Below are 25,214 nucleotides of genomic sequence, written 5' to 3' on the forward strand. Positions count from 1 at the left end.
ATTACTAAATAAGGGGATGGCAAGATGAAGATTGTTGTAATTGGCGGAGTAGCAGGTGGAGCTTCGACAGCTGCACGTATTCGACGTATGGATGAGCAAGCGGAAATCATTATGTTTGAAAAAGGACCGCATGTATCTTTTTCTAACTGTTCTTTACCGTTTTATCTCAGCGGTATTGTAGAAGATAGCGACAAGCTTGTATTAATGGATCCTGTTGCGTTTAAAAGTAAATATAATATTGATGCGCGTGTTAGACAAGAAGTGATAGCCATTAATCGCAAAGAAAAAACGGTAAGCATTTCGCATGTGCTGACAGGTGAAACATATGAGGAGAGCTACGATCGACTGGTGTTATCTCCAGGAGCGAGTCCAATTGTTCCGAATTTAGAAGGTGTAGATTCGAAACACGTTTTCACGGTTCGCAACGTGGAAGGTATTGAGCGTCTGAACAATTATGTACAAACGAAAGATATCGAAAATATAGCGGTCATCGGTGGTGGTTTCATCGGTGTAGAAGTGGCGGAGAACTTAAAGCTTGCTGGACGGAATGTTTCGTTAATCGAATTTGCCAACCAGGTCATGATGCCTTTTGATTATGATATGGCTCAAATTTTGCATAAGGAACTAATGGATAAAGGGATCGAAGTGATTGTAAACGATGGATTGGCTAAAATTACTGATAGCAATGTTACGTTGAATTCTGGTAAAGAAGTTGATGCACAAGTGGTTGTCTTAGCAATAGGTGTTCGTCCCGAGACAAAGCTTGCGAAAGATGCGAACCTTGAAATCGGAGAGCTTGGTGGTATTAAAGTAGATGCCAATTACAGAACAAATGACAAATCAATTTATGCAGTCGGAGATGCCATTGAGGTGTATCACCAATTACTTCATAAACCAACGAGACTGGCTTTAGCTGGTCCTGCTCAACGTCAAGCACGTGCCGCAGCGGATCACATGTATGGGATTCCTCATCAAAACAAAGGCGTCATCGGCTCATCGAGTATCCAGATTTTTGATTTGGTAGCAGCTTCCACAGGCCTCAATGAAAAAATGGCGAAATTAGCAGGAATCCAGCATGATAGCGTATATATTATTGCAGCCGATAAAGTTTCATTGATGCCTACTAGTAATCCACTCCACTTCAAATTAGTATTTGAAGTACCGACAGGGAAAGTATTAGGGGCGCAAGCAATTGGTAAAGGAAATGCGGATAAGCGCATTGATGTCATTGCGACACTTATCTCGATGGGGGGGACGCTTGAAGATCTAAAAGAGCTTGAGCTAACCTATTCACCTATGTACAGTACGGCTAAAGACGTCGTCAATCTAGCCGCACTTGTTGCTCTTAACATTCTATACGGCCGTTATGAGCAAGTCCATGTATCAGAAGTGCGGGAACTGGTAGAGCAAAACGCGGTGATTATCGACGTACGTGAAGAGAATGAATTCGCGAACGGTCACGTATTGAATGCGATTAATATTCCACTCAGTCAGCTACGTGACCGAATGGAAGAAGTGCCGAAAGATGTACCCGTCTATGTTCATTGCAGGTCTTCACAGCGTAGCTACAATGCGTTGATGGCCTTACAAAATAGTGGCTTTGATAACATCGTGAATATCTCGGGTTCTTTCCTTGGTATTTGTTTATATGAGTATTACAATGATGTGATCTCAGATAGAGAAAAAATTGTAACGGAGTATAACTTCAATTAACTTTAATTTATTACCTAAGCTCCCATTCGGAGAGCTTAGGTTTTTTGTTTATTGAAATGAATAGTAGACCACTTTACTTTTTTAATATAATATTAATAGTTGATCAGGTTTACGTAGGTTGCATAAAGGGCACTAGCAGAGTAGAGGAAAGTTAGGAGACTATAGTATATGAGAAAAATTGCTTTATACGCATTTTGTGTGTTATTTTTAGCGGCAGGAATTGGTCACTTCGCAATGGAATCATTTTTTACAGGCATGATGCCCGAGTGGATACCGTTTAGAAAAGCCGTTGTGTACATATCAGGTGTAATGGAAATTGCATTGGCTATTGGATTGTTCATGAAGCGGACGCGCTATGATACAGGTTTTTTAATTGCGATATTTTTAGTTCTCGTATTCCCAGTTAATATATATATGGCCTTTACAGCTGAGAATTATGATGTATCGGCAATAGCATTGTGGCTAAGACTTCCACTGCAATTCGTATTAATTTGGTGGGTATTGAAAGTGCGAAAGGTCTAAAAATGAAAGCACACACAAAACCAAAAAGGTTTTGTGTGTGCTTTTTATTGTACTTTTAAATAGGCATTTCGGATCGTCAAATATTGGCCGTTCGTTATGTTAATAGACGTTTCACCTTCCACTACATCACTTACGAGAAGATCCATCATGTCTTGTCGGCTATTTTTGCTAATCTCATAAAATCCTATGTCGCTTTGATCATCTACCAACAATGTATACGAACCAGCGGGAATATCTGTACCCACTTTGTATTGGCCATCCTTATATATTCCGTTTGTCGGTTTAATACTAGGTGCGGATGCTACGGGATACATTTCTCCACCTTTTAGCGTAAAGTATTCACCTTCGCGTAATGTTACGTAAGTATGGGAACGTCCATCCAGTGCCACGTTGAATACAATACTGTCAGGATTTCCTGATTGATCCGTTGTATTTTCCAAGAGTGTAACACCATTGGAGAATACGAGGTATTCACCTGGTTCTACATCTGTTCCTACCTCATACCTACCGTCTTTTATGGAATTCGTAGTTGCCGGTTTAGCTTGTTTCTTTTGTTCTGTTGGTTTTGATGCCGGCGTTGACGGCTGTGTCGGAGCTGTATTTTGAACCGTGTTAGATGATCCTGTAACTGGTTTTGTTGACTGTTCTTTTGTTGGTTCTTCAGGTTCTTTGCCATCTTTTTTAATTTCATTCATATTAGGCTGTTCCTTAGTGGGAACTTCTGTAAGTTTAGGTTCGTCGGATTGTTCTGTTGCTTTGCCTTGTGTCGGGGTTTCGGTTAATACTGGCTCTTCTGTTGTAGTTTCTGGTGTTTCTTTGTTGCTTATAATGGCAATAATTAGCGCTACCAGCAATACGACTGCACCAGCTACAGCCCATGATAATTGTTTTTTGTTCATATAGTCTGTAACCTCACTTTTTACATTGTATCTATATGATACATGATAGTCCTTTACAAAATCTACCTATTAGGCATTTTGAGAACCATAGAAGTGAGATGCTGATCAGCTTACCTATAAATTGATAAATAATATAGTCTTAAGAAGAAAGAGCTCGTCAAGAATGTTTACTTACTATTTTACAGTAGATTAATTGGTACCATGAAAACTAGAACAAGTACCTAACAGCATAGAACAGTGTACCTCTTTGGTGTTCTTAGAGTGGATGAAAGAGAATCTTCCATATAAGTAGGTGGGAGATCAATTTACTATGCTATTCTTTACTATATAGTTTATAAATTGAAAGGTGCAAATATAATAATATTATGTAAAGTGGACTGGTAGATACAAAGTAAATTACTCGTAGTGAATAACCATTGGTCAATGAAGAAGAATTCTAAGAAACTAAACGGATCGTACAACAGTGTTTTCAAAGAAAAAGGAGAAGCACAAAAAGGGTTTGGTGTGGAAAGACATTTATATGGTATACATAAAATATTTCCGATGTATGGAGATAAGCATGAGAGGGAAAAAGCACCTGCACTATTTACTGATCCAAGCTATTTTAAGATGCGTTGGAAGAACTACGAGATGTTGCATTAACTATCATCTAAGTAATCATAATGGAGAGTGAAATGAATGAGAACTTTAGAATTGTATTTAGATAAGTATTTCCATGGGATTGAACTGGCACCTGCACTATTTTACGAAACAAATAAAGCTATACGCTTTGAAATTTCAGAATCCATTGCATTTGATGAACCAGATTTCTTAAAACAAGCATTCTATCGGTCCATTACGTTATTCGAAGCGGTGTTTGGGGATAATGATGAAATCATGATGGTTACTGATGTCCATACAAATAATCATTTTCTACGTGAAAGACCTTTGAATGTGTATTCCAAGTTTATTAAACGAAAAGAATTATTATATACATTGCGGTTTTCTACGATTCCTAACCCCCATGGTCATGAGGAGGAAGAAATTCTAACGCATCGATTTATGCTTACTTGTAAGAAACAGGATATTCGGTATAAGCAGTTGCTGAAAGCGATTTGTTACGAAGACTTTGCTGATCCAACAACGATTTTAAAACAGAATCCTGAAAGTGGTTATGATATATTCTTCATCAACCTATCCAAAAATATCATTTATCATCTATACGATGATCGGGGATGTGATATCATAGCGGCTGACAGAGAATCTATTCGATTTCTATATGAACAATACCCAGAGTGGATCCTTGATTATGATAAGCAGGAAGTGGATAATGACTTTGCGTAGAAAGGTATAGGTTTTATGTATGAAATGTATTCAGTCAAAGGTCTATTCCGGTCAGTTGTAACACCGATTGATTGTACCAAGGTGTTTGGTCGGCATCTATCTTTGAAAAATAAGTAATTACTATTAAAGTCCGTTTTTATTTATGAGAAAAGAAATCAGCAATCGGATGGAATTAATGGTATACTAGCCAAGTATAATTTACAAGCGAGTAGGTGAAAGACATGATAGAAGTAAAACTTTCTCCAATTGGCGAAGGGGAATTCAATAGGGGCGTATTTGCAAAATGCGATATTAAAAAAGGGCAGCTGTTACACGAGGCGCCTGTTATCTCCTATCCAAATGAACAACATCAACATATTGAAAAAACTGTTCTAGCTGACTACGCTTTCGAGTATGGAGAAAATCATACCGCTGTCCTACTTGGTTACGGAATGTTATTCAATCATTCTTATGAACCAAATGCGACCTATGATATTAATTTCGATCACCATACATTTGATTTCTTTGCCTATACAGATATCAAGGCTGGAGAAGAAATTTTGATTAACTATAATGGCGACGTGGATGATGATGAGCAATTATGGTTTAATGAAGATTATGATGGTACGGCTAACGATTAATCATAAGCATGAGAACACTTTGAATCAGCAGATGAATCGAAGTGTTACTCATTTCTATCATGTCCTAGTAGCTCAGCTGGATAGAGCAACGCCCTCCTAAGGCGTAGGTCGGGGGTTCGAATCCCTTCTAGGACGTTATTTGGTTTCTTTTACTGAAACCAAACACTTTGATAGTAATCAAATCCATGAAATTGATTACTAGAATGGACCTTTAAATTGACTTAGCAAATACTAGGTCTATAAAAAATAACTTGCCAGTGTTAGAGTAATAAACATAAACACATATCTCAGCAGAGCCACCAAACCCTCTAAGATATTGCCATAGTTAACCTCGTCTAGTAAAAACAGTTTATAAAAGTGGAGATTTGATAAAACGTTACACTTTATAATCACCTTAAGTATTAACAGTATATATAACCTATTGTCACGCTTTACGACTTCAAATCCCCAAAAGGCAATTACTCAATTTAAAGTAATTGCCTTTCCATTTCTTATGCTTTGTCTGCGCAGACACATTTATTATTTTACCTTCTTACTCTCATTGCATTTACCAGAAAAAGTTAAAGCGTCTGCGATTACATCTTCTGCATTGACACCTGAACTCATTTTTACACTTAAAATCACGGTTACAGTGGTGTTTATTATCGTGGTGTTTAAAGTCACGGTCACAGTGGTGCCTATTATCGTGATTTGATCTTACTTCTCGACATTCACAATCAAACTTTACCCGATTTCCCCGTCTATTATTTTTAAAACACATATCTTTTCACCTCCATTACGCTTTTTATGCCGGCCGACCTTATACTCATTATATGAAAAGGTAATGTAGATAATTGGACAAATACTCTAGTTCGAATAAAAAGAGTAAGCTTGAATGTTACTAAACAAGTATTCCTGTAGGCGCTGTATTCACGACGCTTCAAGTACAGCAGCACAGCTTGAAAGAGCAACGCCCTCCTAAGGCGTAGGTCGGGGGCTCGAATTCCTCCTGGGACGCAATCAAGACAGTTAAGAAATTTAAATAGCGCTATAAACGTTGTAATAACAGCGTTTATAGCGTTTTTGTTTTTGGAGAAGACGTTAGAAAACGATAGGAAGTAAAGCCATTAAACACATTTACTCGATCATATTCTCGCAAGTAGCGATGGTAATCTTCTCATCGCGTACGCGTAATTTATTAATGATGTGTGCACAATACTTCAATATGTTGTCAATATCCTTGTGTTCTAACCTTTGTGTAGTGCAAGATACTTGCGCGTGTATGGCGTAGTCCATAAACCGAAGTCCATTCGGTAAGCGTTATTTGAAGCTCATTACCAGTCTGTTTCCTTTTTACAAGATTCCCCTATCTTAAAGGTAGTATCCATTCCGCCATTGATCTACCTTAAAGTCTCTCTCGATAAAGTTCTTCTATAAGCATATTTTTTCTGGAGTATCTAATTCACATACCAGGAACACTTCAAAAGAAATATAGTGTACTTCTTCGTACCTATGTTAGTAAAATATTTAATTACTAAAGTTTGAATATTTTTAATATTGTTGACTTATGAAAGTAGATGTTTATAATGAAAAACACGGTCTCCGTTTAAAAAGTGTTATATATTGAAGGGTTAAACCTTTTTAGGAAAAAACGGGATTCGATGGAAGACAGGAAGGGGTGTAGGAGATCTTGCGATATAAATCTTTTTTTCTAGAAAATGAAAACGCTATCATTTAGTAAGATTCTTATTGAAGTATTATTAATTGAATGTAGTTCTCTACACAAGTAGGAACAAACGCAGTTTGAATTGATCTTTAGAATACTAGTTGATAGGGTGGTTATTTTAATGAAGCGTTCAATGAAATTACTTACGCATACGGTACTTATTTTGGTTTTAATCTTCTTATCTGCTTGCTCAAAAGAGGATGAATCGTTAAATGAAAAAGTGAAAGCTGGTTCCAAAGCTGTGGAAGTTCATCGCGATGAATTTGGGGTTCCACATATTTATGCGGACTCGATGGAAGACTTATACAAAGCTTATGGTTATGTGATGGCACAAGATCGACTTTTTCAGCTGGAGATGTTTAAACGGGCAAATGAAGGTACCGCTGCGGCAGTATTTGGCGAAGAGTACTTAGCGCATGATGAAAAGATTCGACGTGATGGACACACTGATGAAGCGATTCAAAAAATGATCGATGAAATGGATCCTTTTGCGAAACAAGTTATTGAAAACTTTTCAAGTGGGATTGATCGCTATGTCGATGAGGCCCTTGAGGATCCCGAAAATAAATTATCAAAGGAATTTGCTGAGTATGATTTGAAGCCTGACAATTGGACAAGTATAGATGTTCTTCGTTTGTACATGGCATCTATGACGGCCTTCATGGACCAAGAACAAGAGCTTGAAAATGCTACTATTTATGCCAAATTGTTAGATGAATACGATGAAGAAAAAGCGCAAGCAATTTTTAATGATATGGTTTGGATAAATGACCCAGATGCACCAACTAGTTCAGATAGCGATGCTTCAATTGGTGAAGGAACGCCATTTGCAAATGCTAAAACGCTAGATCAAGTCGCATTCGCAGGGGAAACTGTCTCGACGTTGCGAGAGGATTTTGTTAATAAACGGCAAGAACTAGGGGTTCCATTGAAAGTAGGAAGTAATGCAGCGATTATTGGAGCTTCAAAATCTGAATCTGGTAATCCAATCATGTTTGGTGGACCACAAGTAGGTTTTACAGCACCTGGCTTTATTTACGAAGTCGGGCTTCATGGTCCAGATCTTACTATTCAAGGTTCTTCATTTATTGGATATCCATTCATTATGTTTGGTGCGACGAATGATTTTGCCTTTACAGCAACTGCTGGCTATGGTGATGTATCAGATGTATTTGAAGAAGAGGTAAACCCCGAAAATCCAAATGAGTATAAGTTCAATGGAGAATGGGTTGAATTTGAAAAAAGAACTGAAAGTATTGATGTGAAGAAAGATGATGGGGAGATTGAAACGGTTACTCGGGAATTTCACGATAGTGTTCATGGTCCCGTTATTTTTAAAGATGATAAACACCCCATTGCTTACAGTAAAAAGTGGGCATTTCGAGGAACTGAAGCAGACAGTTGGGCAGCTTATTTAAAGATGAACTATGCAAAGAGTCAAGACGAATTTGCGACTGCTGCAAGAGAGTATACCATGTCATTGAATTGGTTTTATGCTGATAAAAACGATGAAATTGCTTACTATCATGTCGGTCAAATACCAGAGCGGGATGAGCGAGTAGATTGGCGTTTCCCCACACCCGGAACAGGTGAGTATGAGTGGAAAGGTTTTCTAGAAACAGAGGATAATCCGCATGAGGTCAATCCTGAACGTGGTTTTGTAGCGAATTGGAACAACAAACCTGGACCGAACTGGAATACGAATGAACAAAACTATATGTGGGGGGCAGATCACCGAAATCATCAATTTATTGACAGGATTAGTGAACGAAATAAGCTAACGATTGAAGAAGTTAATGAAGTAAACTATGAAGCAAGCTTTGTTAATTTGAAGACACGTTGGTTCAAGCCATTTTTGCTAGATGTTCTCTCAGAGAAGGTAGATAGCGATCGAAAATATGAAGAAGCTCACTTCATTTTAGAGGATTGGAATAATTTAAATGAAGATAAAGACAATGATGGCTACTACGATTCGCCCGGCGCAACAATTATGAAGGCTTGGTGGGATCAGTTCTTTGTAAATGTTACAGAAGAAGATATAGGTAAGTTTTATGAAGAGATGAGACCATTTGTAGATCATCGATCAGGTGGATCAAGTTTATTGTCCCATCTTGTTCAAGGAGATAAAGCAGCGTTACAAGTAGAAAATGATTGGTTAAAAGGACGCAACATTGAAGAAATTGCACGTAATAGTTTCGACCAAGTTGTAGTTGAGCTGGAAAAAGAATATGGTGTGTCTATGAAAGAATGGAGTATGCCTATTGAGACGATGACATTCGGAGCTAAATCCCTTATAGGGGTGCCACATGGACTCGGAGATCAGCAACCAATTATTTTTATGAACAGAGGAAGTGAAAATCATTTTGTGGAAATGACAGAGGATGGACCTGTAGGCATGAATATTACACCACCTGGCCAGATAGGTTTCATTAAACAAGACGGTGAGTATTCGCAACATTATAAAGATCAAATTGAAATGTTTAAGAACTTTGAGTATAAACAAATGCTCTTTGAAAAAGAGGACGTTCTAGATAATGCGGTAGAGACATTTGAGATTGATTTTCAAGGGAAATAATAGGATGAGTCAAGTTTACTATGAAAGATCTTTCAGGTAGAACGTAAAGGAGATACTGAGAAGAAAAAGCATTTATTTTTCTTCTCAGTTTTTTATTAGTATGGATCGAGCGTATTAATCTAAAGCATGGGATTTACTATCAATGACTCCTGCCTAATGACTAGTAGATATGGAGAAATATGAAATAGGTAAATATGGAGTGGCCGAACTAATGGAAATCGCTAATCATGGGGCTTTTCCAACGAATTGTGATAAAATCTTGCAAATTAAAGCAATTGTAGCGAGGGTTGGATTGCATAAGGGATTTGGCAGGTTGATGATAAATATTTAAATGACATTGGCGTTTCAATGGTAGGGTTTCTAACATCGGCCACTGTTAGTATGATGGTCTATACAATAGCCACAAAGCTATAGGACAATCAACTATTTACAACGACCGATTTACAGACGAGACATGTTTTTGAAAATCTTTTGAAAACGTTCTTTGATTTGTCTGCATAGTAGACTTCTAACTTTTATGTATGATTCTACTTGCCGTTAATTTGATTGTTCAACCAAGTGTAAACTACCTAATATTCCTAAAGAAGTATTCTTCAAGTTAAAGTATTAAAGGTGGAAGTAAAGTCTTGCTAAATACTAGCTGAGCGTTTACTATGATATTTATATCTTTTTATTCTGAACATACCAACTGGTTAGTATACTAAAGTGACTTTTATTTGGAGAAGGAAAATAGTAGTTTATAGAAAAGGGGAAGTAGACATGACTGTTCTTGATTTGTTTAATCTAAAGGGTAAAACGGCAGTAGTTACTGGTGGTGGAAGAGGACTAGGTTCACAAATTGCTAGGGGATTTGCAGAAGCAGGAGCAAATGTTGTGGTCTGTTCGCGCAAAGTAGAACCTTGCATTGACATGAGTCAAGAGTTAGAAAAGCTAGGTGTGAGATCAATAGGTTTAGCTTGTGACGTAGCAAATGAAGAAGATGTGAAAAGAGTAGTTGAAGAGACAGTAAAGGAATTTGGAACAATTGATATTCTGGTGAATAATAGCGGTGCCACATGGGGGGCGCCAACAATAGATATGCCGATCGAAGCTTTTCAGAAAGTGCTTAACGTAAACGCAACGGGAACATTCATCATGAGCAGAGAAGTGGGAAAGGTCATGATTAAGCAAAATAGCGGAAAAATCATTAATATTGCTTCTGTTGCAGGACTTGGCGGAACGCATCCAGATTTCATGGATACGATTGGTTACAATACTAGCAAAGGTGCAGTCATCGTATTGACTAAAGATTTGGCAGCAAAATGGGGACGATATAATATTAACGTGAATGCAATTGCCCCCGGGTTCTTCCCGACGAAAATGTCGAATGTCACAATTGAAAACGGTCGTGAGTACATTTTAAATGGAACACCGTTAAATCGATTAGGTAACGAAGATGATTTAAAAGGTGTAGCTGTATTTTTAGCATCAAAAGCGTCTGATTATATGACTGGAGACGTATTAGTGGTGGATGGCGGTATGAGTAGCCAAGTCTAGTAAATGGAAATCGGGACAAAGTTTTCAGCTGTATTATTGATAAAGGAGAGAACGTACATGTCTAATAAAAATCAGCTCTACCATGGTGCTGCTTTTCTATATCGCTCAACATTACCACATGAAGTATTTACTCCAGAAGAATTTACTGACGAACACCATATGATTGCAAATACAGCAAAAAACTTTATACAAAAAGAAGTACATCCACGAAATATAGAAATTGAAAAACAAGATTTTACTCTTGTGAAGTCATTGTTAACTAAGGCGGGAGATCTCGGATTACTAGCGCACAGTATACCGGAAAAATATGGTGGGCTAGGTCTCGATAAAATTACTAAAGGACTTGTTGGTGAGTGTTTAGGCTCTGCGGGGGGATATAGTGTGGCGCATTCCAATCATACATGTATAGCCACGCTACCTATCACTTATTTCGGAACGCAATGGCAAAAAGAATACTATTTACCGAAACTTGCAACTGGCGTATTTATTGGTGCTTACTGTTTAACAGAGCCAGCTTCAGGTTCTGATGCATTATCGGCGAAAACGACAGCAAAGTTAAATGAAGAAGGCACACATTACATTTTGAACGGTTCAAAGTTATATATTACGAATGCTGCTTTTTCCGATACATTTATCGTTTATGCAAAAGTAGACGGTATATCATTTACTGCATTTATAGTAGAGAAAGATTTCCCGGGAATTTCTCTTGGCCCAGAAGAGCGGAAAATGGGAATTAAAGGTTCATCGACCACTGCAGTGTATTTTGAAAACTGTGAAGTCCCCGTTCGTAATCTACTGGGGGAAGTGGGAAAGGGTCACCATATTGCATTGAACGTACTCAATTTAGGACGTTTTAATTTAGGTTCTGCAACAATGGGTGCTTCAAAGTTCAGCATGAAATTAGCAATTGATTATACAAAAGAGCGTAAGCAATTCGGAAAATCCATCGCTGAATTTACTGCTACAAAAGAAAAGATAGCGGATATGATGACGCGGATTTATGCTGCAGAATCGCTTCAGTATAGAACTGCTTCTCTTTTAGAAAATGCACTGGGTGACTTGGAGCATTCAGAAGACCATCGTTTACTTGATAAACGGATGATGGAATATGCTGTGGAATGTGCCATTTGTAAAGTATATGGGTCCGAAACGCTAGATCAAGTAGCCGACGAATCATTGCAGCTTCACGGAGGGTATGGGTATATCAAAGACTATGCAATTGAACAAGTGTACCGGGACTCTCGTATTAACCGAATCTTCGAAGGAACGAATGAAATTAATCGGTTGCTCATTCCCATTTCATTACTAAGTCAGGCATCTAAAGGAATGGTTCCACTTCAAGAATTGGTAAAAGAAGCGAGTAAAGCACTGGCTCAACCGGCGACTCTGCAAAGCGCTGCACTTTCAAGAGAACAACAAGCAGTTACGTTAGTAAGAAATATATTCTTACTAAGTATCGATCTCACGTATCAAAAGTTGGAGAACATATTGTGAATGAACAGGAAGCTCTCATGAGACTTGCTGATATAGCAATTGATCTCTATGCAATGGAATCGGCTGTATTACGAACAATTAAAGCAATAGAGTCTTCAAATATCAAGTCTGCCTCTCTAAAAATCAAACTAACAGAAGCGCTTGTTACGGATACATTACTACGTGTGGAAATGAATGCGAGAAAACTACTTTCTAGTGTTGCTTCGGAACATACTAAAACATATATTCTGAACAATATATTTAATAGATGTAGTGAATTATCGGTTGAAGATACAGTGGGTACAAAGCGTGAAATTGCAGAAGCGGTTAACCAAGCAGAAGACTATATTTCATAAAGGGGAAGATGACATGAAAGCAATTCAATTAGAACAGTATGGCGGACCAGAAGTACTACAACTTGTGAAAATTGATAAACCAGATGTAGGGAATCGAGATGTACTGGTAGAAATTAAAGCTATTGGTGTAAATTATGCAGATGTTGCACGCCGTGAAGGGAAGTATGTAGTACCGACACCACTTCCTTTTATCCCAGGAGCTGAAGTGGCGGGGGTTATTAAGGAAGTCGGGAAAGACGTAAAACGTTTTAAGCCAGGTATGCGAGTAGTATCACTTATTGAATCGGCAGGATATTCCGAATATGCAGCGATCCCAGAAATGACACTTGCACCGATTCCAGACGGTGTGGAATATCGTGATGCAGTTGCGCTACCCCTTCAAGGTCAGACGGCTTATCACATCTTAAAGACAATGGGGAGATTGGAAAAAGGGGAAACAGTTCTTGTACATGCAGCGGCAGGCGGTGTAGGGGCAATTGCAGTTCAGTTAGCAAAACTATTTGGTGCTGGCAGAGTTATTGCTACAGCGAGCAGTGAGGAAAAGCTAGCACACGCAAAAAATATGGGTGCAGATCATCTGGTCAACTACACAGAAGTAGGCTGGGAATCCAAGGTGCGGGAACTGACTGATGGTAAAGGTGTGGATGTGGCGCTTGAAATGGTCGGGGGAGATATTTTTAGAAAAACACTAAAATGTCTTGCACCATTTGGACGCATGGTAGTCTTTGGTGCAGCAAGTGGAGAACGGTCTCCAATGGATGCAGGAGAATTGATGCAACGGAATCAATCGGTCGTAGGCTTTTTCTTGCCGCAAATCATGAAAAACTATGAAGTATATCAAAATAGCTTTAAAGAGTTACTCGATTATGTACGAAATGGAGATTTACAACTAACAATAGGTGGGACATTTGATTTGGAAGAGGCAGCAGAAGCACAGCGACAATTGCAGGGAAGGAAGACGATGGGGAAATTAGTGCTGACCACATCATATAAAACGGAAAGTTAAAATTTAGTTTCATTTAGGATTATAAGAAACGTTTCATATAATTGAAGCACTAAATGGAGGAGGCTAGGGAAGAGTGAAATCTATTCCGGCAAATAAATAATTTAACGTAAAAATAAGCTGTTCCGGTCGGTTGAATGACTGGAACAGCTTATTCTTATGTGGACGTATATCGTTTCAGAATTGCTGATCTTGATTATATGGTTGATCTTCTGCATATTCTCCGTCTTGTACGCTTCCATCATCTACGGATTCATCCTCTAATGATAAAAACTCTCGTAATGCTTGTTTGTTCTGTTCTAAATTAATCTCGAGAACAGCACCAACGTCTGTGCGTAGGTCGCCAAATGATCCTTCTACGGGAATACGCAGTGATTCCATTTCGTTATTCTTGCTGCCAGTCAACATACCTTTAGCAATGGTAAAGATAGTTTTACTGTCGATGTTCGTATCAATATACGGATCAATAACACCCATAAGTTTCGGTATATTGACGAGTGTCTGCAAACTCATCGCTTCGTCTTTCAGTTTCGCTAGAGCTTCTTGCTGACGTTCCACACGACCGTAATCACTATGGATGTCGTGGCGGAATCGTACGTAACCAAGTAATTGATCTCCGTTTAATTTTTGTTGGCCAGGATAGAGCGTTAAACCTAGGCCGTGTGACATTTCATATGGAATATCGACTTCAATACCGTCAGGCGCAATAACATCGACGATTTTAGAGAAACCTTCGAAATTAACAATTGCGTAATATTGTACATCCACATCGAAATTATGCTTAATCGTTTGTCGTACTAATTCAGGTCCGCCAAGTGCATAAGCGGCATTAATCTTTTCCATACCGTGACCTGGAATGTCGACGTATGTATCACGCATTAGAGAGATCAACTTTACTTTGTTGGTTGTTTGATCGTAGTGGCCAATCATTAAAGCGTCTGAACGAGTTTCATCTTCGTCGCCTCTTGCGTCATCACCGATCAACAATACGTTAATTTCTCCAAATTGTGATTCGCCACCTTCAAAGTCGTCAAAGGTGGAATTGCTATCAGAAAAGGTATTACTACTATCGCTAAGTTCTGTATGTATTTCGTTTGTGTTGCCGTCATTCGCAAAGGACAGGCCGTTTGAATATTGTGCAGCGACATATCCGCCACCCGCTAATAGTAGCAAAGTGAATACCAAGAATAGTACCCGTTTATATTTTCTTTTAAGTTTTTTCTTACGACGCTTTCCAGTTTCTCTGTTTTCCATTAATGTCACACCTACTCATCTGATTATGAACTCTTTGTTAGAACGCTTGAAGCAATTTGGACTGCGATTGCATCATCCAGATATCCGACCGCAAAAATGTAGTCCGGGATGACATCCACAGGAACGATAAAGTACAATAATGCGCTACCGATAACGGTTAGATCACGTTTTGCAACGTCTTGCATTGTAAATCGTGTAAATAATTCTTTTATTTGATCGACGAATGGACCTACTCCGCCTGCCAATTTTAACTTCTTATCGAAGTCATATAAAATTCTTTTTCTTCCTTCAGTTGTCTGAACATACGCTTCGTAACTTGTAAGTTGAAGTTTAACTTTTTCAATGGAGATATCCGCAGATAGAAGTTCTGAAGTATTGACCAAATGTTGAATGGTTTCATCATAACCAGAACGTATCGTGTGTTTATGATCAACCGGATAGCCTGCCGCCTGAAGTAATTTGGCTAAAGGGATTTCCAAAATGATCGCAAACTTCTCCAGGTGGTCTAGTGTTGCTTTGCGCTTGTCGTTGATAATCCTAGAGATAGTTGAAGTATCAATATCTGTAAGTTCGCTTAGTTTGCGCATGGACAATGAACGTTCATCTAAAACAGTACGCAATAATTGCCCGATAGACAGACCAAGACTACCTTCTGACATGACACTCCCCCTCCATTTCTACGACAACGGTAAAAATATCTACTTCTTTAAAAGAATAAATGTTTGTTGGCAAATTGTCAACAAGTATAGGCGAGGATCATTTTTTCAAAAAACGTCTGGATTTGGCTATATAAAATTTTCAGAATCTCAATCCATAGGTTTTATCGTGTCTTTAATTTATACTAGGTACATAAATAGTAAAGGAAGACGTCAAACGATAGCGGACTCTCCTAAACCAAGCGATAAAGAATGGATAGAGAATTTGACGAAAGATCAGTAATAAGTGACACAAGGCGACCATACATAAGCATTATTCTTGAATGAATAATAGGATACGTTTGAAAATGGCATCTCTATCGATGTCGCACTAATTGAACCATTACTCTCAAGTGACGATTAGTATGACTCACAGTGCGGTTGGCCAAGCTTCACCCGACCAATCGTTCCGGAAATACTGACGGAATATATTGATAAAAGTTTCAATATGGTGCGAACTGAAGTGACAAGCCGTGCAGGAGATAGGCATCTCGTACACATTTTCGAAGACCGGCTGAAAGATCGCGGCGGATTAGGTAAGTGTATCAACAGCGCATCGATCAATTTTGTACTGCTTGGAGAAATGGAAGCCAAAGGTTACGGCTATCTGACAAGTTATGTGAAATAGTATACTCGTAATATAATAGAAGGAAAGGGGCCACTTGGTTGCCTTTCCTTTTTACACGATAAGGTGAAATACGAGTCCTCGCAGTATATGAAGATGGTCATATACTATTTATCGTTTAAGAAACTGTAAACGGGATTGGGTATGCCTGTTTAATCAGCACATAGTATGATAAAACTTGGCGGTGTAGGTATTCATAACGTTGATGAGCGTGGTAAACTCTATTACGGTGAAGCGTCTAAAGTTTCAGTAAGCTCTTCTTCAAAAATAGGTACGACGGTAATGATTCGACTCGGTAATTCAGTGAAGTGAGCTTTATTCGTCATGAAAAAGAACTGATTTTTAGAGAGGTATTCGCATATAACAATAAAAAAGAGGGGAAGGGACCCAATGCAAGAAATGATAGCGAGATGCAGGTTAGAAGTTGAAGGCATTTACAATAAATTTGATGCGAGTCATGATCTCGATCATATTAATCGCGTAATGAAAAACGCAGAGAAAATTTTAGCGACTGAGCCAGGTGCGGATGAACTAGTCGTACGTTTAGCAGTCCTGTTGCATGATGTAGAAGATGCGAAATATAAAGAGGTGCATGAAGCAACTACGGTGGAGCTTCTTGAAAAAATAGGTGCGACACAACAGATTACAGATAATGTGATATCTGCGATTGATAGTGTGTCATTCAGTGGCGGCAACGCAAAAGATATTACGTCGATTGAAGGCGCTATTGTCAGAGATGCTGATCGTTTGGATGCCATTGGCGCGGTTGGAATAGCGCGTGCATTTGCGTTTGGTGGAGCGCGTGGCAGGAAACTTTATGATCAGCAAGAAGAAGCTCGAAAGGATATGTCAGTGTCAGAATACCGAAAAAAAGAAACGGCTACGGTTACGCATTTTCACGAGAAGTTATTATTGCTGAAAGAATTGATGGTCACGAGAGAAGGCACGCGTTTGGCGAAAGAACGACATGACTTCATGGAAGATTTTTTGCATCAACTAAGAAAAGAGATTGATTGAAAATTAGTTTGCCAATTCTGAACTCGATAGGATAGAATAAAGTAACTAGCAATACTAATCTATCCAATAGAGAAAAGGTGACGTCTTGGACAGAAATAATCGATTATTCATCATTACACTCGTTGTCATCGCCTTGTTTACATTAGGTGGATTTGCAGTACAAAAAGGATTCATCACATTTTAATACGAAAACGTATATTCAGAGCTCATCGGTCATAATAGATCGAGAGCTTTTTTAGTTAAAATGAAAGTTCAGTTTTGATTCTTAAAACGAAACCCGGAAATCTACAAGAGATGTCCGGGTTTTTAAATAGTTATGATGTTAGATTCTTTAATTCCTCTGCAGTTATACCCATATCTTTCAATGTTCTGCCCGTCTTAAAATAATCGGTATCATTATACGCAGAAGCTATATGGATACAAGACTCTACGATCGGTACACGGATACCAACTGCTTGGGCCAATTCGAAGCATGGAACAAGTAAATAAGGTACATCTTCAGTCACATATCGGTTTTTCGAACTGTTCGGAGCACTGTTTATTTTACCGTGTGTTGTAGAATCACGATTGAAATCATAGACCGATTTATAGTTTGAGCCATACAAAGCATTCATTGCTTGTAATTCAGTCCTTAATGAAAATCCAAGAGCTGCTCCAACAGCGAGCCGTTCTTGATCCATCTTGGCTGCCGCATTTGCAGTAGCTGGACTACAACAGTCCCGATAATAGTTGAAATCTCCATCAAAGTTTTCGAGTAGTCCCATATTTAATGTAGTCAATAAAGGATGTCCACCAAAATTAATGTTTTCCAATCCTGCGACTATTGGGTTATCTAAAAATTCTACAGGAACTGGGAGAGATTCTGTAATCAGCTGCTTCACTTCATCAGTCGCATTCTCTGATGGGAAAATGCTGACAGATAAAAACTCTTTCAACCCCATAATGGTTAAAACACCAGGCTCTACAATGCGTGTTGCCCATGGAATACTGATCCCGTCCACAAATGTAATATCTTTATCCTTTTGATCAGATTCATTTTTCATGCGATTCAAGACCAATCCACCGTAGTTTCCTGGCATTATGAAAACAACTTGTCCATCTTGCAAGTGAGGGAGCATTTGTTCAAATAAAAGTTCTTGTGCGAATGAAGGACAAATCATGATAATCATTTCAGCAAACTCCATCGCTTTTTTTATATCAGTTGTCGCATGAGTGATTTCCTCGAAACCTGGAAACATCATCTCGGCTCCGTGATCTTTCGAAAGTGCTTTAATTCCGCCTTGTTTATTTACCGCTTGAATCTGTGTATCGAACTGAGGGGAATCGTATAGACAAATACTATGTCCAAGTTTTGATAAATGATAAGCTGCTGTCAAGCCGCCGTTACCTGCACCGATGATTGAAATTTTATTCATATAAAATCCTCCTATAATTTAGATAATAGACAAAGTGACTAAAACGACTGTGGTAATCAATATAATACCGAGCACGAATGGGATAATATGCTTTAGCCAGCGTTCATACGGTATGTTCGCCAGCGTCAAAGTACCAACTAAAACGGCTTGTGTCGGCGAAAATAAATTCATCGTTTCTGCACCAGCTTGCATGGCAGTGACAATATAAGCGCGGTCAACTCCTGCAAAGTCTGCAAGAGGGGCCAGTATAGGAATTGTCGCTGTGGCTAGTCCAGATGATGATGGAATTAGGAACGCGAGCGGTATATACAAGAGATAGGCAAGTGGTGCAATTATAGAACTGCTGACATTTGCCAATAGATGTTCCCCGAAATTCAGGATAGTTCCAATGATCAATCCGTTTGTCATGATGACAGAAATACCTTTTGCCACCGCGAGAATGAGTGCGACGCTGATCAAATCTTTTGCTCCATTAAGGAACAAATGTACTATTTCATCTTCCTTATATGAATACATCTTTCCGATAATAATGGAACCTAGGAAGAATAAAACTGTTAATTCACCGAATCCCCATTCCCCGAATGGACTAATATGTCCTAAAACTACACCCAGTATAGGTGTTTGTTGTATGTTATCATGCAATGTATTAAATATTGAAATTCCAAACTTATCTTGCCAAGGGATTAGAGCGACAACCATAATAAGAAAGAAGCTACTGAATACAGCAAGTACCGCTTTTCTCCTTCCCGTAAGGTCCGCTACATCATCCGGATCGATCTTCTTAAAAGGCGCTTCGACTTTACTTTTGATATCAAAGACAATCGATTTTTCAGGATACATTTTTACTTTTGCTGCATATCGCATAACAAAGGTAATACCGAAAGCTAGGAACAATGAGAAAAGTAATAAACGATGAAAAATTCCGTCCCCTATAGAAATACCTGCCAGGTTAGATGCGATTCCAACAGAAAACGGATTTGTAATTCCACCCGCAACACCAATCCCAGCACCTAAGAAAATCACCATGACAGCTGTAACGACATCGTAACCGGCCAATAGAAGAATAGGAACTACAATGGGATAGAACGCAATGGTTTCTTCCGCCATCCCATATGTAGCACCACCGATGGCACAAATAGTCATTAAAATAGGGATCATTAATTTTTCGCGCCCTTTTAATGAAAAGACTACTTTAGATAAACCTGCATCGATTGCTTTCGTTTCAAATACAATACCTAAACAACCACCTAGAACCAGAACGAAAATAATTATATCAATGGCATCAAAGAATCCGTTGATCGGGGCAGAGAATATGTCCCACAAACCTTGGGGATATGACTCGACTTGTTCATATGTCCCGACAATTGGTGTTCCGTCTTCATTGTAGGAATATTCTCCGGCGGGTATGATAAACGTTAGGAATGCAATTCCTACGGTAATTATAAGTAATGTAGTGAAAGCCGTGGGCAGTTTAAACTTCTTCTTTTCCATGCGAAACCTCCATGTATCATATTTTTGTATGCGCTTACTTCACATGCGCATCAAGTTTTCTAAGTCTTATGATAAAGTGTGAATGTGTGTACTTTTTCACGAAAATGTATTCATTTATGTACGAAATGTGTTTGATTGTGTCGAAGAGTAGGGCGGCACTACATTCGGGTAGAAGAATTGTATACTAAAAATACTATGTTTAATGAAGGGAGTGAACGTAATGAAAACGATTTGTCTTGTGGAAGATGAACAAGATTTACTACAAGTACTTTCGATTTATTTAGAGAAAAGTGGCTGGAATGTGGTAACATGCGATACTTTATACAAAGCTTTAAATCAGCTTCATGTCCATATAGATTGTTGGGTAGTAGATATCATGCTTCCAGATGGTAGCGGGTTTGAATTGTTGAAAGAAATTAAAAGGCTCGATGTTCATACGCCAGTAATTTTAATTTCTGCAAGAGGTGAAAGTATAGATCGGGTTATAGGTTTTGAAATTGGGTGTGATGACTATATCACAAAACCTTTTTTGCCAGCAGAATTAGTTCTTCGTGTAAAGAAGATCTTGCAGAGCACACCTATGCAAAATCAAACGGAATTTAAAATAGTAGGACCTTATAAAATAGATGAAAAGCGAAGGTTAATCTTGGTAGAAGAACAAGAGTTGGATGTGACAAGTCGGGAATTTGATATTATCCAATTTTTTGTAGAACATAATCGAGCTGCTATCCCTAGGGAGTTATTGTTACAGCAAATTTGGGGAGAGGATTATTTCGGCAGTGAACGTGTTGTGGATAATTACATTAAAAAAATTCGTCAGAAACTGCCGCTATTTCATATAGAAACGATATACGGTTTTGGCTATCGGTGCAATGTATGAAAAAACGTCAGACATGGCTTGCGTCAAAAATCACTATATTAATGGCTGTTTTTATTACACTGATGAGTATTGCTAGTGTCGCAATCGTATACTTTTGGTCGTATTATTATTTCGGACAGATTTTTGAAGATCGTATTATCGATGAATATACGTATGAAAAGAATGAAGAACGTGGCGTATATAATGAATGGATTTTAGGTGTGACAGCGCACAGTATCGATATAGTTGAAGCTATTCATGGTCAGCCCACCGCGGAATATATCATGGATCACGCAGTGGCACAGATGGAGGAAAGTAAAGTATACCGTGAAAAAGTAGATGGTAAATATTTATTGTACAAAATCGATTTGGATTATGAAAATGGTGAAAAAGTATATAAATACTCCGTTGTTAAAGATATTTACCGTGAAATTCTACCCGAAATGTTATTGTGGTTTTTGGCTATTACCGCATTCATCTTTATTTTGTCTGTATTACTCACACGAATGATCACGAACAAGCTTTATCATAATATCCATGAATTAAAACGGTATATGATGCAGACTGACACAAAAAGCTGGGACACGGAACTTGTGTTGGAAACAGAAGATGCAGATATTCAAGAATTGGCTTCATCGTTTTCCGCTATGAAATACAATTTGAAACAGAGAGATTTGGCACAGCAGTCCACGTTGCGGTATATTTCTCATGAATTAAAGACTCCCATTATGATCATATCCAGTTATGCCGAATCCGCAAAAGAGGGAATTTATCCGAAAGGGTCTATAGACGAAACACTAGAAACCATTACACAACAAACGTCTAGGATAGAAAGTAGAGTAGAGGACTTACTATTCATTGCAAAGTCAAATGCTGAAATACTTCAAAATGGTCGAGATATCCAACTTGTACAGTTGGATGAACTCATTGAACAAGTTGCCGAAAACCTCAACGTATATTCATCCGGTTTAACGGTCGATTTGCAACTCGCTAAGCAGTTGACAGTGATAGGCCATCGTCATGAATTAGAAATTTTAATCGAAAATATGCTAGACAATCAAATAAAATATGCGAGAAGACTGCTATCCATCCGTTGTGTAAAGGAAGATGGCAAAGCTGTACTTTATTTTCATAATGATGGACAAGCTATTGATTCTTCGATTGAAGATAAATTATTTACTCCGTTTACGAAAGGCGAGGCCGGAGCACATGGTCTAGGTTTATCAATAGTTAAAGAGATTGCAGAAAAGCATCAAGGATCGATCGAGTTGTTGAAGCAGTCAAGTGGAGTCACATTTAAAATTATTATAAGAAATTGTATATGAATTTGTAGAAAAGAGCTGATGGTTTATGTACAGCTCTTTTCTGCATTACTTTTTTTGTCTCATCTCGCTCAATAAATCATCAATCTGTCTCTGCATTTTAATAAACTTATCATCTTCGATTTCCTCATCTACTAATGCAAGATAAGCCGCTAGCGTCGTAATCGCTTGGCCGAACAAGCCGATAGATTCACCGAGCAATGCTAATTTCGCGATTTGTTTTTCACTTTCACGCATAGGAATCCCTCCATAGCCGTTTTCTTTAAGTTATGATGAAGCCTTTATTCTCGTTCAAGTGTGTGAACAAATAAAAAAGAGGTCTAACTAGGTTCGAGTGTGGCATAGACATGATAATACTGTAAAAAGGAGAGTGTTCTATATGTATAACGAACAGGAAGCACGCACGATTACTGTTTTTGGTGAAGGGGCAGTAAAGGTCTCGCCTAGTACGGTTCATATTGTACTATCTGTTATATCTAGAGGTACGGAACTCGCAGAAATCCAGCAAGAAAATGCTAGACGTATGAATCAAGTAATTCAGTCGCTGCAAAAGGCGGGCATTGCGGAAACGTCTATTCAAACGATTGATTTTCAAATTCGACCAGTCTATGAGTATATTAACGGCGAACAGCGCTTTCAGGGCTATGAAGTGATTAATTCCATCCGCATTACAAGTAATGAACTTTCACGAACAGGAGAACTCGTCGATCTTGCGGTCAAAAATGGTGCGAATCAAATCGGCTCGATCGAATTCACGATGCCGGACCAAGATGAACAATATCAGCAAGCGTTAGTACTAGCTCTGCAAGATGCAGAGACAAAGATGATTACGATTGGAACTTCATTGAAATTACAGAACCGACCCATTCCTATGAAGATTGAAGAGCAGCATACATCTCAACCGGTAGCATTTCGTGCGATGGCTATGGCGGATACCGGCAGAACACCAATCGAGTCCGGCACGATTACAATCAGCGCAAGTCTGCAAGTGAAATATCAAATCGTCTAGTAAGTCAATTGGCAGTCTGCGACTAGGATGAAAGAGGCGGTCCGTATGGATGTTCACTTCAGCATGAATAAATAAATTGGAGATGACAAGGAAGCTATGTTGTGGGCTAGCTTGCGAAAGAACATCAGCTATCCATTACACATCACGGAGCGACGTGATCATGCGAAAGAACTGGCGCAGAAATTTGCTGGACAAGCCAACGTGTCGTTATTGCTCATCATGATAGAATGATGAGCAAGGTGGTTTCCAGCATTCACTCGTTTACAGTAAGTAAAATCATATATTGCAACAGAACAAAACTGTAGACTTTGGCTCCGTTCAATTGAATGACGCACATCAACGTTATTTTGCAAGTAACTGTTATTTTGGCTTGGATGTTTCATTGGCAGCTAGTCCGTCTACTATATAAAGAGACGTTAAATAAATGGAAGCTTGGCAACGTAGTGTATGCTTTGACTGTAGCGCATATATTACTAGTCCTGAAACCTTTTAACGCGGTAATTCAAATCGATTCAGATGCACGTGTGTTCTACGATGTCTAGATAATCACCGTCAGTAATCAAAAATATTGAAAAGGATCGGGCAGTAGGTCGCTATACCGACGGGGGATATATTGGAACAACTACTGATCAGCGAGTCATTTGCGAAGTAGATCAGCAGAAATGGTATGTGGCGGATAAATCGCAAGTGTACTCGCTTCATATCATTCATGGCGTCAAGGTGGAATCGATTGAGAATGCTGTGCTATAGTGAAAGGAACAAAGCAGGCAGGTGATTACAATGCAAAAGAAGAGAAGACAAGTCATTAGAAAAGGAAATGTGGTTGTTTTCCCTGGAACACTCGAACGTCTTCATCGGCAAGGTAGACAAGCAATGGAACGTGATCTTCATGAAGAAGCGGTCCGGAATTTCGAATCTGTATTGGAAATTAATCCAGAAGATTACACAGTGTTCGATGGTCTGGCTATTTCTTTATATGAAATGAAAGAGTATGAACGAGCGAAAGAATTTACCCTTCTGGCTATGCAAAACCAAGCAGGCGATTACATAGAGTTACTTGAGCTTTATCTTTCGATCTCGATTCAGTTACAGCAATACGCCGAGGTAGAGCTGACGATACAAGGTCTTTTGGAGAAAGAAATCATTCCAGAATATAGCTTGCAGAAGTTCCAATATTTGCGGGAATTGAATAGTCGATTATCTGATCGTTATGAAGAACCTTCTATTGAGGAGCCCTCTATTACAAGCGAGCAATTTCACCAAATGGGATCGATGGAACAACAGGAATTCTTATTATCGTTGCAACATCAGAAATTACAGCCGCATATACCGTTGCTCGTAGAGGTAATTGAAGCAGAGGAATCGTTACCTGTTGTCAAGACCTATGCATTGATGTTATTGCAACAAACGGGATACCAAGAGTCGCTAGCTGTTCGAAAATACCACTTTGAGACTGAAGCTAATCCATCAAGACTAGTGTCACCCGAAGAAGATCAATTTATTGGAGAAGTGCAGTTTCTCGCGAAAGCGCAATTTGAGAAAGATCCAACCGCTAGTGAACTGGTCGTCAATCTGATCCTTAAGTATAGTGTCTTGCTGTTTCCATTCCACTGGGGTCCTTACACGACGGAAGAGGTGGCAGGAGCGTATGTAGCGTATACAAAGCAGTTATTGTATGGTAAGCAGACGGAGGAATCTTCATTACTGACGTTCATACGTTCGGTAGATGAAGAAATGGAAAGCTGACAGTGATTAATTCTTGAAAGATGAATAGACTATGTTATACTAAAATGGTTGTCAAC

Annotated in this window: 22 protein-coding genes, 1 tRNA gene and 2 pseudogenes; 19 read left to right on the top strand and 6 right to left on the bottom strand. The window is 38.7% G+C overall.

The genetic code is table 11. From position 1 onward, the window contains the following. Nucleotides 1-24 precede the first annotated feature (24 nt). Nucleotides 25-1,713, top strand: a complete 1,689-nt coding sequence (locus H605_RS0107360; protein WP_029053634.1) for an FAD-dependent oxidoreductase — start codon at nt 25-27, stop codon at nt 1,711-1,713. 168 nt (nt 1,714-1,881) lie between these two features. Continuing rightward, nucleotides 1,882-2,235: a DoxX family protein gene (locus tag H605_RS0107365; protein WP_029053635.1), complete on the top strand. Its 354-nt coding sequence runs from the start codon at nt 1,882-1,884 to the stop codon at nt 2,233-2,235. A 44-nt stretch (nt 2,236-2,279) separates the two neighbouring features. Here the strand turns inward: H605_RS0107365 and H605_RS0107370 are convergent, their stop codons facing one another. Beyond that, nucleotides 2,280-3,134: a hypothetical protein gene (locus H605_RS0107370; protein WP_029053636.1), complete on the bottom strand. Its 855-nt coding sequence runs from the start codon at nt 3,132-3,134 to the stop codon at nt 2,280-2,282. Between the two features lie 423 nt (nt 3,135-3,557). Here H605_RS0107370 and H605_RS0107375 point away from each other — a divergent pair, with 423 nt between their 5' ends. The 9 genes and pseudogenes from H605_RS0107375 (at nt 3,558) to H605_RS0107420 (ending at nt 13,728) form a co-directional block, all read left to right on the top strand. Further along, on the top strand, nt 3,558-3,776 hold the full coding sequence (locus H605_RS0107375; RefSeq protein ID WP_156875512.1) for a choline/carnitine O-acyltransferase: 219 nt from the start codon (nt 3,558-3,560) through the stop codon (nt 3,774-3,776). A gap of 36 nt (nt 3,777-3,812) precedes the next feature. Beyond that, nucleotides 3,813-4,457, top strand: a complete 645-nt coding sequence (locus H605_RS0107380) for a DUF3885 domain-containing protein (RefSeq protein ID WP_029053638.1) — start codon at nt 3,813-3,815, stop codon at nt 4,455-4,457. A gap of 221 nt (nt 4,458-4,678) precedes the next feature. Continuing rightward, complete coding sequence (locus H605_RS0107385; protein ID WP_037561718.1) at nt 4,679-5,077, top strand: SET domain-containing protein; 399 nt, start codon at nt 4,679-4,681, stop codon at nt 5,075-5,077. A 61-nt stretch (nt 5,078-5,138) separates the two neighbouring features. Then, a tRNA-Arg gene (locus H605_RS0107390) sits at nt 5,139-5,212 on the top strand. Nucleotides 5,213-5,618: 406 nt separating this feature from the next. Continuing rightward, complete coding sequence (locus H605_RS19205; RefSeq protein ID WP_155979488.1) at nt 5,619-5,771, top strand: hypothetical protein; 153 nt, start codon at nt 5,619-5,621, stop codon at nt 5,769-5,771. Between the two features lie 1,132 nt (nt 5,772-6,903). Continuing rightward, entirely contained in the window at nt 6,904-9,357 is a 2,454-nt protein-coding gene (locus tag H605_RS0107400) for a penicillin acylase family protein (protein ID WP_029053640.1), read from the top strand. A 759-nt stretch (nt 9,358-10,116) separates the two neighbouring features. Beyond that, nucleotides 10,117-10,893, top strand: coding sequence for an SDR family oxidoreductase (locus tag H605_RS0107410; protein WP_029053641.1), 777 nt, complete (start codon nt 10,117-10,119; stop codon nt 10,891-10,893). Between the two features lie 57 nt (nt 10,894-10,950). Continuing rightward, nucleotides 10,951-12,722: pseudogene (locus H605_RS17520) on the top strand (acyl-CoA dehydrogenase family protein). Between the two features lie 13 nt (nt 12,723-12,735). After that, complete coding sequence (locus H605_RS0107420) at nt 12,736-13,728, top strand: quinone oxidoreductase family protein (RefSeq protein ID WP_029053642.1); 993 nt, start codon at nt 12,736-12,738, stop codon at nt 13,726-13,728. Between the two features lie 174 nt (nt 13,729-13,902). Here H605_RS0107420 and H605_RS17525 read toward each other — a convergent pair whose 3' ends face one another. Together H605_RS17525 and H605_RS0107430 are read right to left on the bottom strand one after the other, a co-directional pair. Next, the gene (locus H605_RS17525; RefSeq protein ID WP_081657877.1) at nt 13,903-14,979 is read right to left on the bottom strand and encodes an LCP family protein; all 1,077 of its coding nucleotides are present in this window, start codon (nt 14,977-14,979) and stop codon (nt 13,903-13,905) included. 23 nt (nt 14,980-15,002) lie between these two features. Next, nucleotides 15,003-15,638, bottom strand: a complete 636-nt coding sequence (locus H605_RS0107430; protein ID WP_029053643.1) for a DUF1232 domain-containing protein — start codon at nt 15,636-15,638, stop codon at nt 15,003-15,005. A 412-nt stretch (nt 15,639-16,050) separates the two neighbouring features. Here H605_RS0107430 and H605_RS18365 point away from each other — a divergent pair. The 3 genes and pseudogenes from H605_RS18365 to H605_RS0107440 form a co-directional block, all read left to right on the top strand. Further along, nucleotides 16,051-16,302 (top strand): annotated as a pseudogene (locus tag H605_RS18365) (peptide-methionine (R)-S-oxide reductase); the annotation flags it as partial. A 165-nt stretch (nt 16,303-16,467) separates the two neighbouring features. Further along, a complete protein-coding gene (locus H605_RS19210) occupies nt 16,468-16,611 on the top strand; it encodes a hypothetical protein (RefSeq protein WP_155979489.1) in 144 nt (47 codons plus the stop codon). A gap of 78 nt (nt 16,612-16,689) precedes the next feature. Continuing rightward, on the top strand, nt 16,690-17,316 hold the full coding sequence (locus tag H605_RS0107440) for an HD domain-containing protein (protein WP_029053645.1): 627 nt from the start codon (nt 16,690-16,692) through the stop codon (nt 17,314-17,316). Between the two features lie 314 nt (nt 17,317-17,630). On the opposite strand, the gene H605_RS0107445 is transcribed toward H605_RS0107440, so the two are convergent. After that, nucleotides 17,631-18,731: an NAD/NADP-dependent octopine/nopaline dehydrogenase family protein gene (locus H605_RS0107445; RefSeq protein WP_029053646.1), complete on the bottom strand. Its 1,101-nt coding sequence runs from the start codon at nt 18,729-18,731 to the stop codon at nt 17,631-17,633. An 18-nt stretch (nt 18,732-18,749) separates the two neighbouring features. Beyond that, the gene (locus H605_RS0107450; protein ID WP_029053647.1) at nt 18,750-20,222 is read right to left on the bottom strand and encodes a YfcC family protein; all 1,473 of its coding nucleotides are present in this window, start codon (nt 20,220-20,222) and stop codon (nt 18,750-18,752) included. 220 nt (nt 20,223-20,442) lie between these two features. Between H605_RS0107450 and H605_RS0107455 the strand changes: the two genes are divergently transcribed. Together H605_RS0107455 and H605_RS0107460 are read left to right on the top strand one after the other, a co-directional pair. Continuing rightward, nucleotides 20,443-21,102 (top strand): response regulator transcription factor, encoded by a 660-nt coding sequence (locus H605_RS0107455; protein WP_029053648.1) that lies wholly within the window; start codon nt 20,443-20,445, stop codon nt 21,100-21,102. Then, the gene (locus H605_RS0107460; RefSeq protein ID WP_029053649.1) at nt 21,099-22,406 is read left to right on the top strand and encodes a sensor histidine kinase; all 1,308 of its coding nucleotides are present in this window, start codon (nt 21,099-21,101) and stop codon (nt 22,404-22,406) included. The genes H605_RS0107455 and H605_RS0107460 overlap by 4 nt, the downstream gene beginning before the upstream one ends. A 45-nt stretch (nt 22,407-22,451) precedes the next feature. On the opposite strand, the gene H605_RS0107465 is transcribed toward H605_RS0107460, so the two are convergent. Then, a complete protein-coding gene (locus H605_RS0107465) occupies nt 22,452-22,640 on the bottom strand; it encodes a hypothetical protein (RefSeq protein WP_029053650.1) in 189 nt (62 codons plus the stop codon). A 142-nt stretch (nt 22,641-22,782) separates the two neighbouring features. Between H605_RS0107465 and H605_RS0107470 the strand changes: the two genes are divergently transcribed. The 3 genes from H605_RS0107470 (at nt 22,783) to H605_RS0107480 (ending at nt 25,158) form a co-directional block, all read left to right on the top strand. Then, on the top strand, nt 22,783-23,412 hold the full coding sequence (locus H605_RS0107470; protein ID WP_051210503.1) for an SIMPL domain-containing protein: 630 nt from the start codon (nt 22,783-22,785) through the stop codon (nt 23,410-23,412). Between the two features lie 326 nt (nt 23,413-23,738). Continuing rightward, on the top strand, nt 23,739-23,954 hold the full coding sequence (locus H605_RS18885) for a hypothetical protein (protein WP_155979490.1): 216 nt from the start codon (nt 23,739-23,741) through the stop codon (nt 23,952-23,954). Nucleotides 23,955-24,192: 238 nt separating this feature from the next. Then, a complete protein-coding gene (locus H605_RS0107480) occupies nt 24,193-25,158 on the top strand; it encodes a tetratricopeptide repeat protein (protein ID WP_029053652.1) in 966 nt (321 codons plus the stop codon). Nucleotides 25,159-25,214: the final 56 nt, after the last annotated feature.

The organism is Sporosarcina ureae DSM 2281 (assembly GCF_000425545.1).
Classification (GTDB): Bacteria; Bacillota; Bacilli; order Bacillales_A; family Planococcaceae; genus Sporosarcina; species Sporosarcina ureae.

Bases quoted from the DNA above. Each gene is read 5' to 3' on its own strand.
- H605_RS0107360 (WP_029053634.1), top strand. From the start codon at position 25: ATGAAGATTGTTGTAATTGGCGGAGTAGCAGGTGGAGCTTCGACAGCT.
- H605_RS0107365 (WP_029053635.1), top strand. From the start codon at position 1,882: ATGAGAAAAATTGCTTTATACGCATTTTGTGTGTTATTTTTAGCGGCA.
- H605_RS0107370 (WP_029053636.1), bottom strand. From the start codon at position 3,134: ATGAACAAAAAACAATTATCATGGGCTGTAGCTGGTGCAGTCGTATTG.
- H605_RS0107375 (WP_156875512.1), top strand. From the start codon at position 3,558: ATGAAGAAGAATTCTAAGAAACTAAACGGATCGTACAACAGTGTTTTC.
- H605_RS0107380 (WP_029053638.1), top strand. From the start codon at position 3,813: ATGAGAACTTTAGAATTGTATTTAGATAAGTATTTCCATGGGATTGAA.
- H605_RS0107385 (WP_037561718.1), top strand. From the start codon at position 4,679: ATGATAGAAGTAAAACTTTCTCCAATTGGCGAAGGGGAATTCAATAGG.
- H605_RS0107400 (WP_029053640.1), top strand. From the start codon at position 6,904: ATGAAGCGTTCAATGAAATTACTTACGCATACGGTACTTATTTTGGTT.
- H605_RS0107410 (WP_029053641.1), top strand. From the start codon at position 10,117: ATGACTGTTCTTGATTTGTTTAATCTAAAGGGTAAAACGGCAGTAGTT.
- H605_RS0107420 (WP_029053642.1), top strand. From the start codon at position 12,736: ATGAAAGCAATTCAATTAGAACAGTATGGCGGACCAGAAGTACTACAA.
- H605_RS17525 (WP_081657877.1), bottom strand. From the start codon at position 14,979: ATGGAAAACAGAGAAACTGGAAAGCGTCGTAAGAAAAAACTTAAAAGA.
- H605_RS0107430 (WP_029053643.1), bottom strand. From the start codon at position 15,638: ATGTCAGAAGGTAGTCTTGGTCTGTCTATCGGGCAATTATTGCGTACT.
- H605_RS19210 (WP_155979489.1), top strand. From the start codon at position 16,468: ATGATAAAACTTGGCGGTGTAGGTATTCATAACGTTGATGAGCGTGGT.
- H605_RS0107440 (WP_029053645.1), top strand. From the start codon at position 16,690: ATGCAAGAAATGATAGCGAGATGCAGGTTAGAAGTTGAAGGCATTTAC.
- H605_RS0107445 (WP_029053646.1), bottom strand. From the start codon at position 18,731: ATGAATAAAATTTCAATCATCGGTGCAGGTAACGGCGGCTTGACAGCA.
- H605_RS0107450 (WP_029053647.1), bottom strand. From the start codon at position 20,222: ATGGAAAAGAAGAAGTTTAAACTGCCCACGGCTTTCACTACATTACTT.
- H605_RS0107455 (WP_029053648.1), top strand. From the start codon at position 20,443: ATGAAAACGATTTGTCTTGTGGAAGATGAACAAGATTTACTACAAGTA.
- H605_RS0107460 (WP_029053649.1), top strand. From the start codon at position 21,099: ATGAAAAAACGTCAGACATGGCTTGCGTCAAAAATCACTATATTAATG.
- H605_RS0107465 (WP_029053650.1), bottom strand. From the start codon at position 22,640: ATGCGTGAAAGTGAAAAACAAATCGCGAAATTAGCATTGCTCGGTGAA.
- H605_RS0107470 (WP_051210503.1), top strand. From the start codon at position 22,783: ATGTATAACGAACAGGAAGCACGCACGATTACTGTTTTTGGTGAAGGG.
- H605_RS18885 (WP_155979490.1), top strand. From the start codon at position 23,739: ATGACGCACATCAACGTTATTTTGCAAGTAACTGTTATTTTGGCTTGG.
- H605_RS0107480 (WP_029053652.1), top strand. From the start codon at position 24,193: ATGCAAAAGAAGAGAAGACAAGTCATTAGAAAAGGAAATGTGGTTGTT.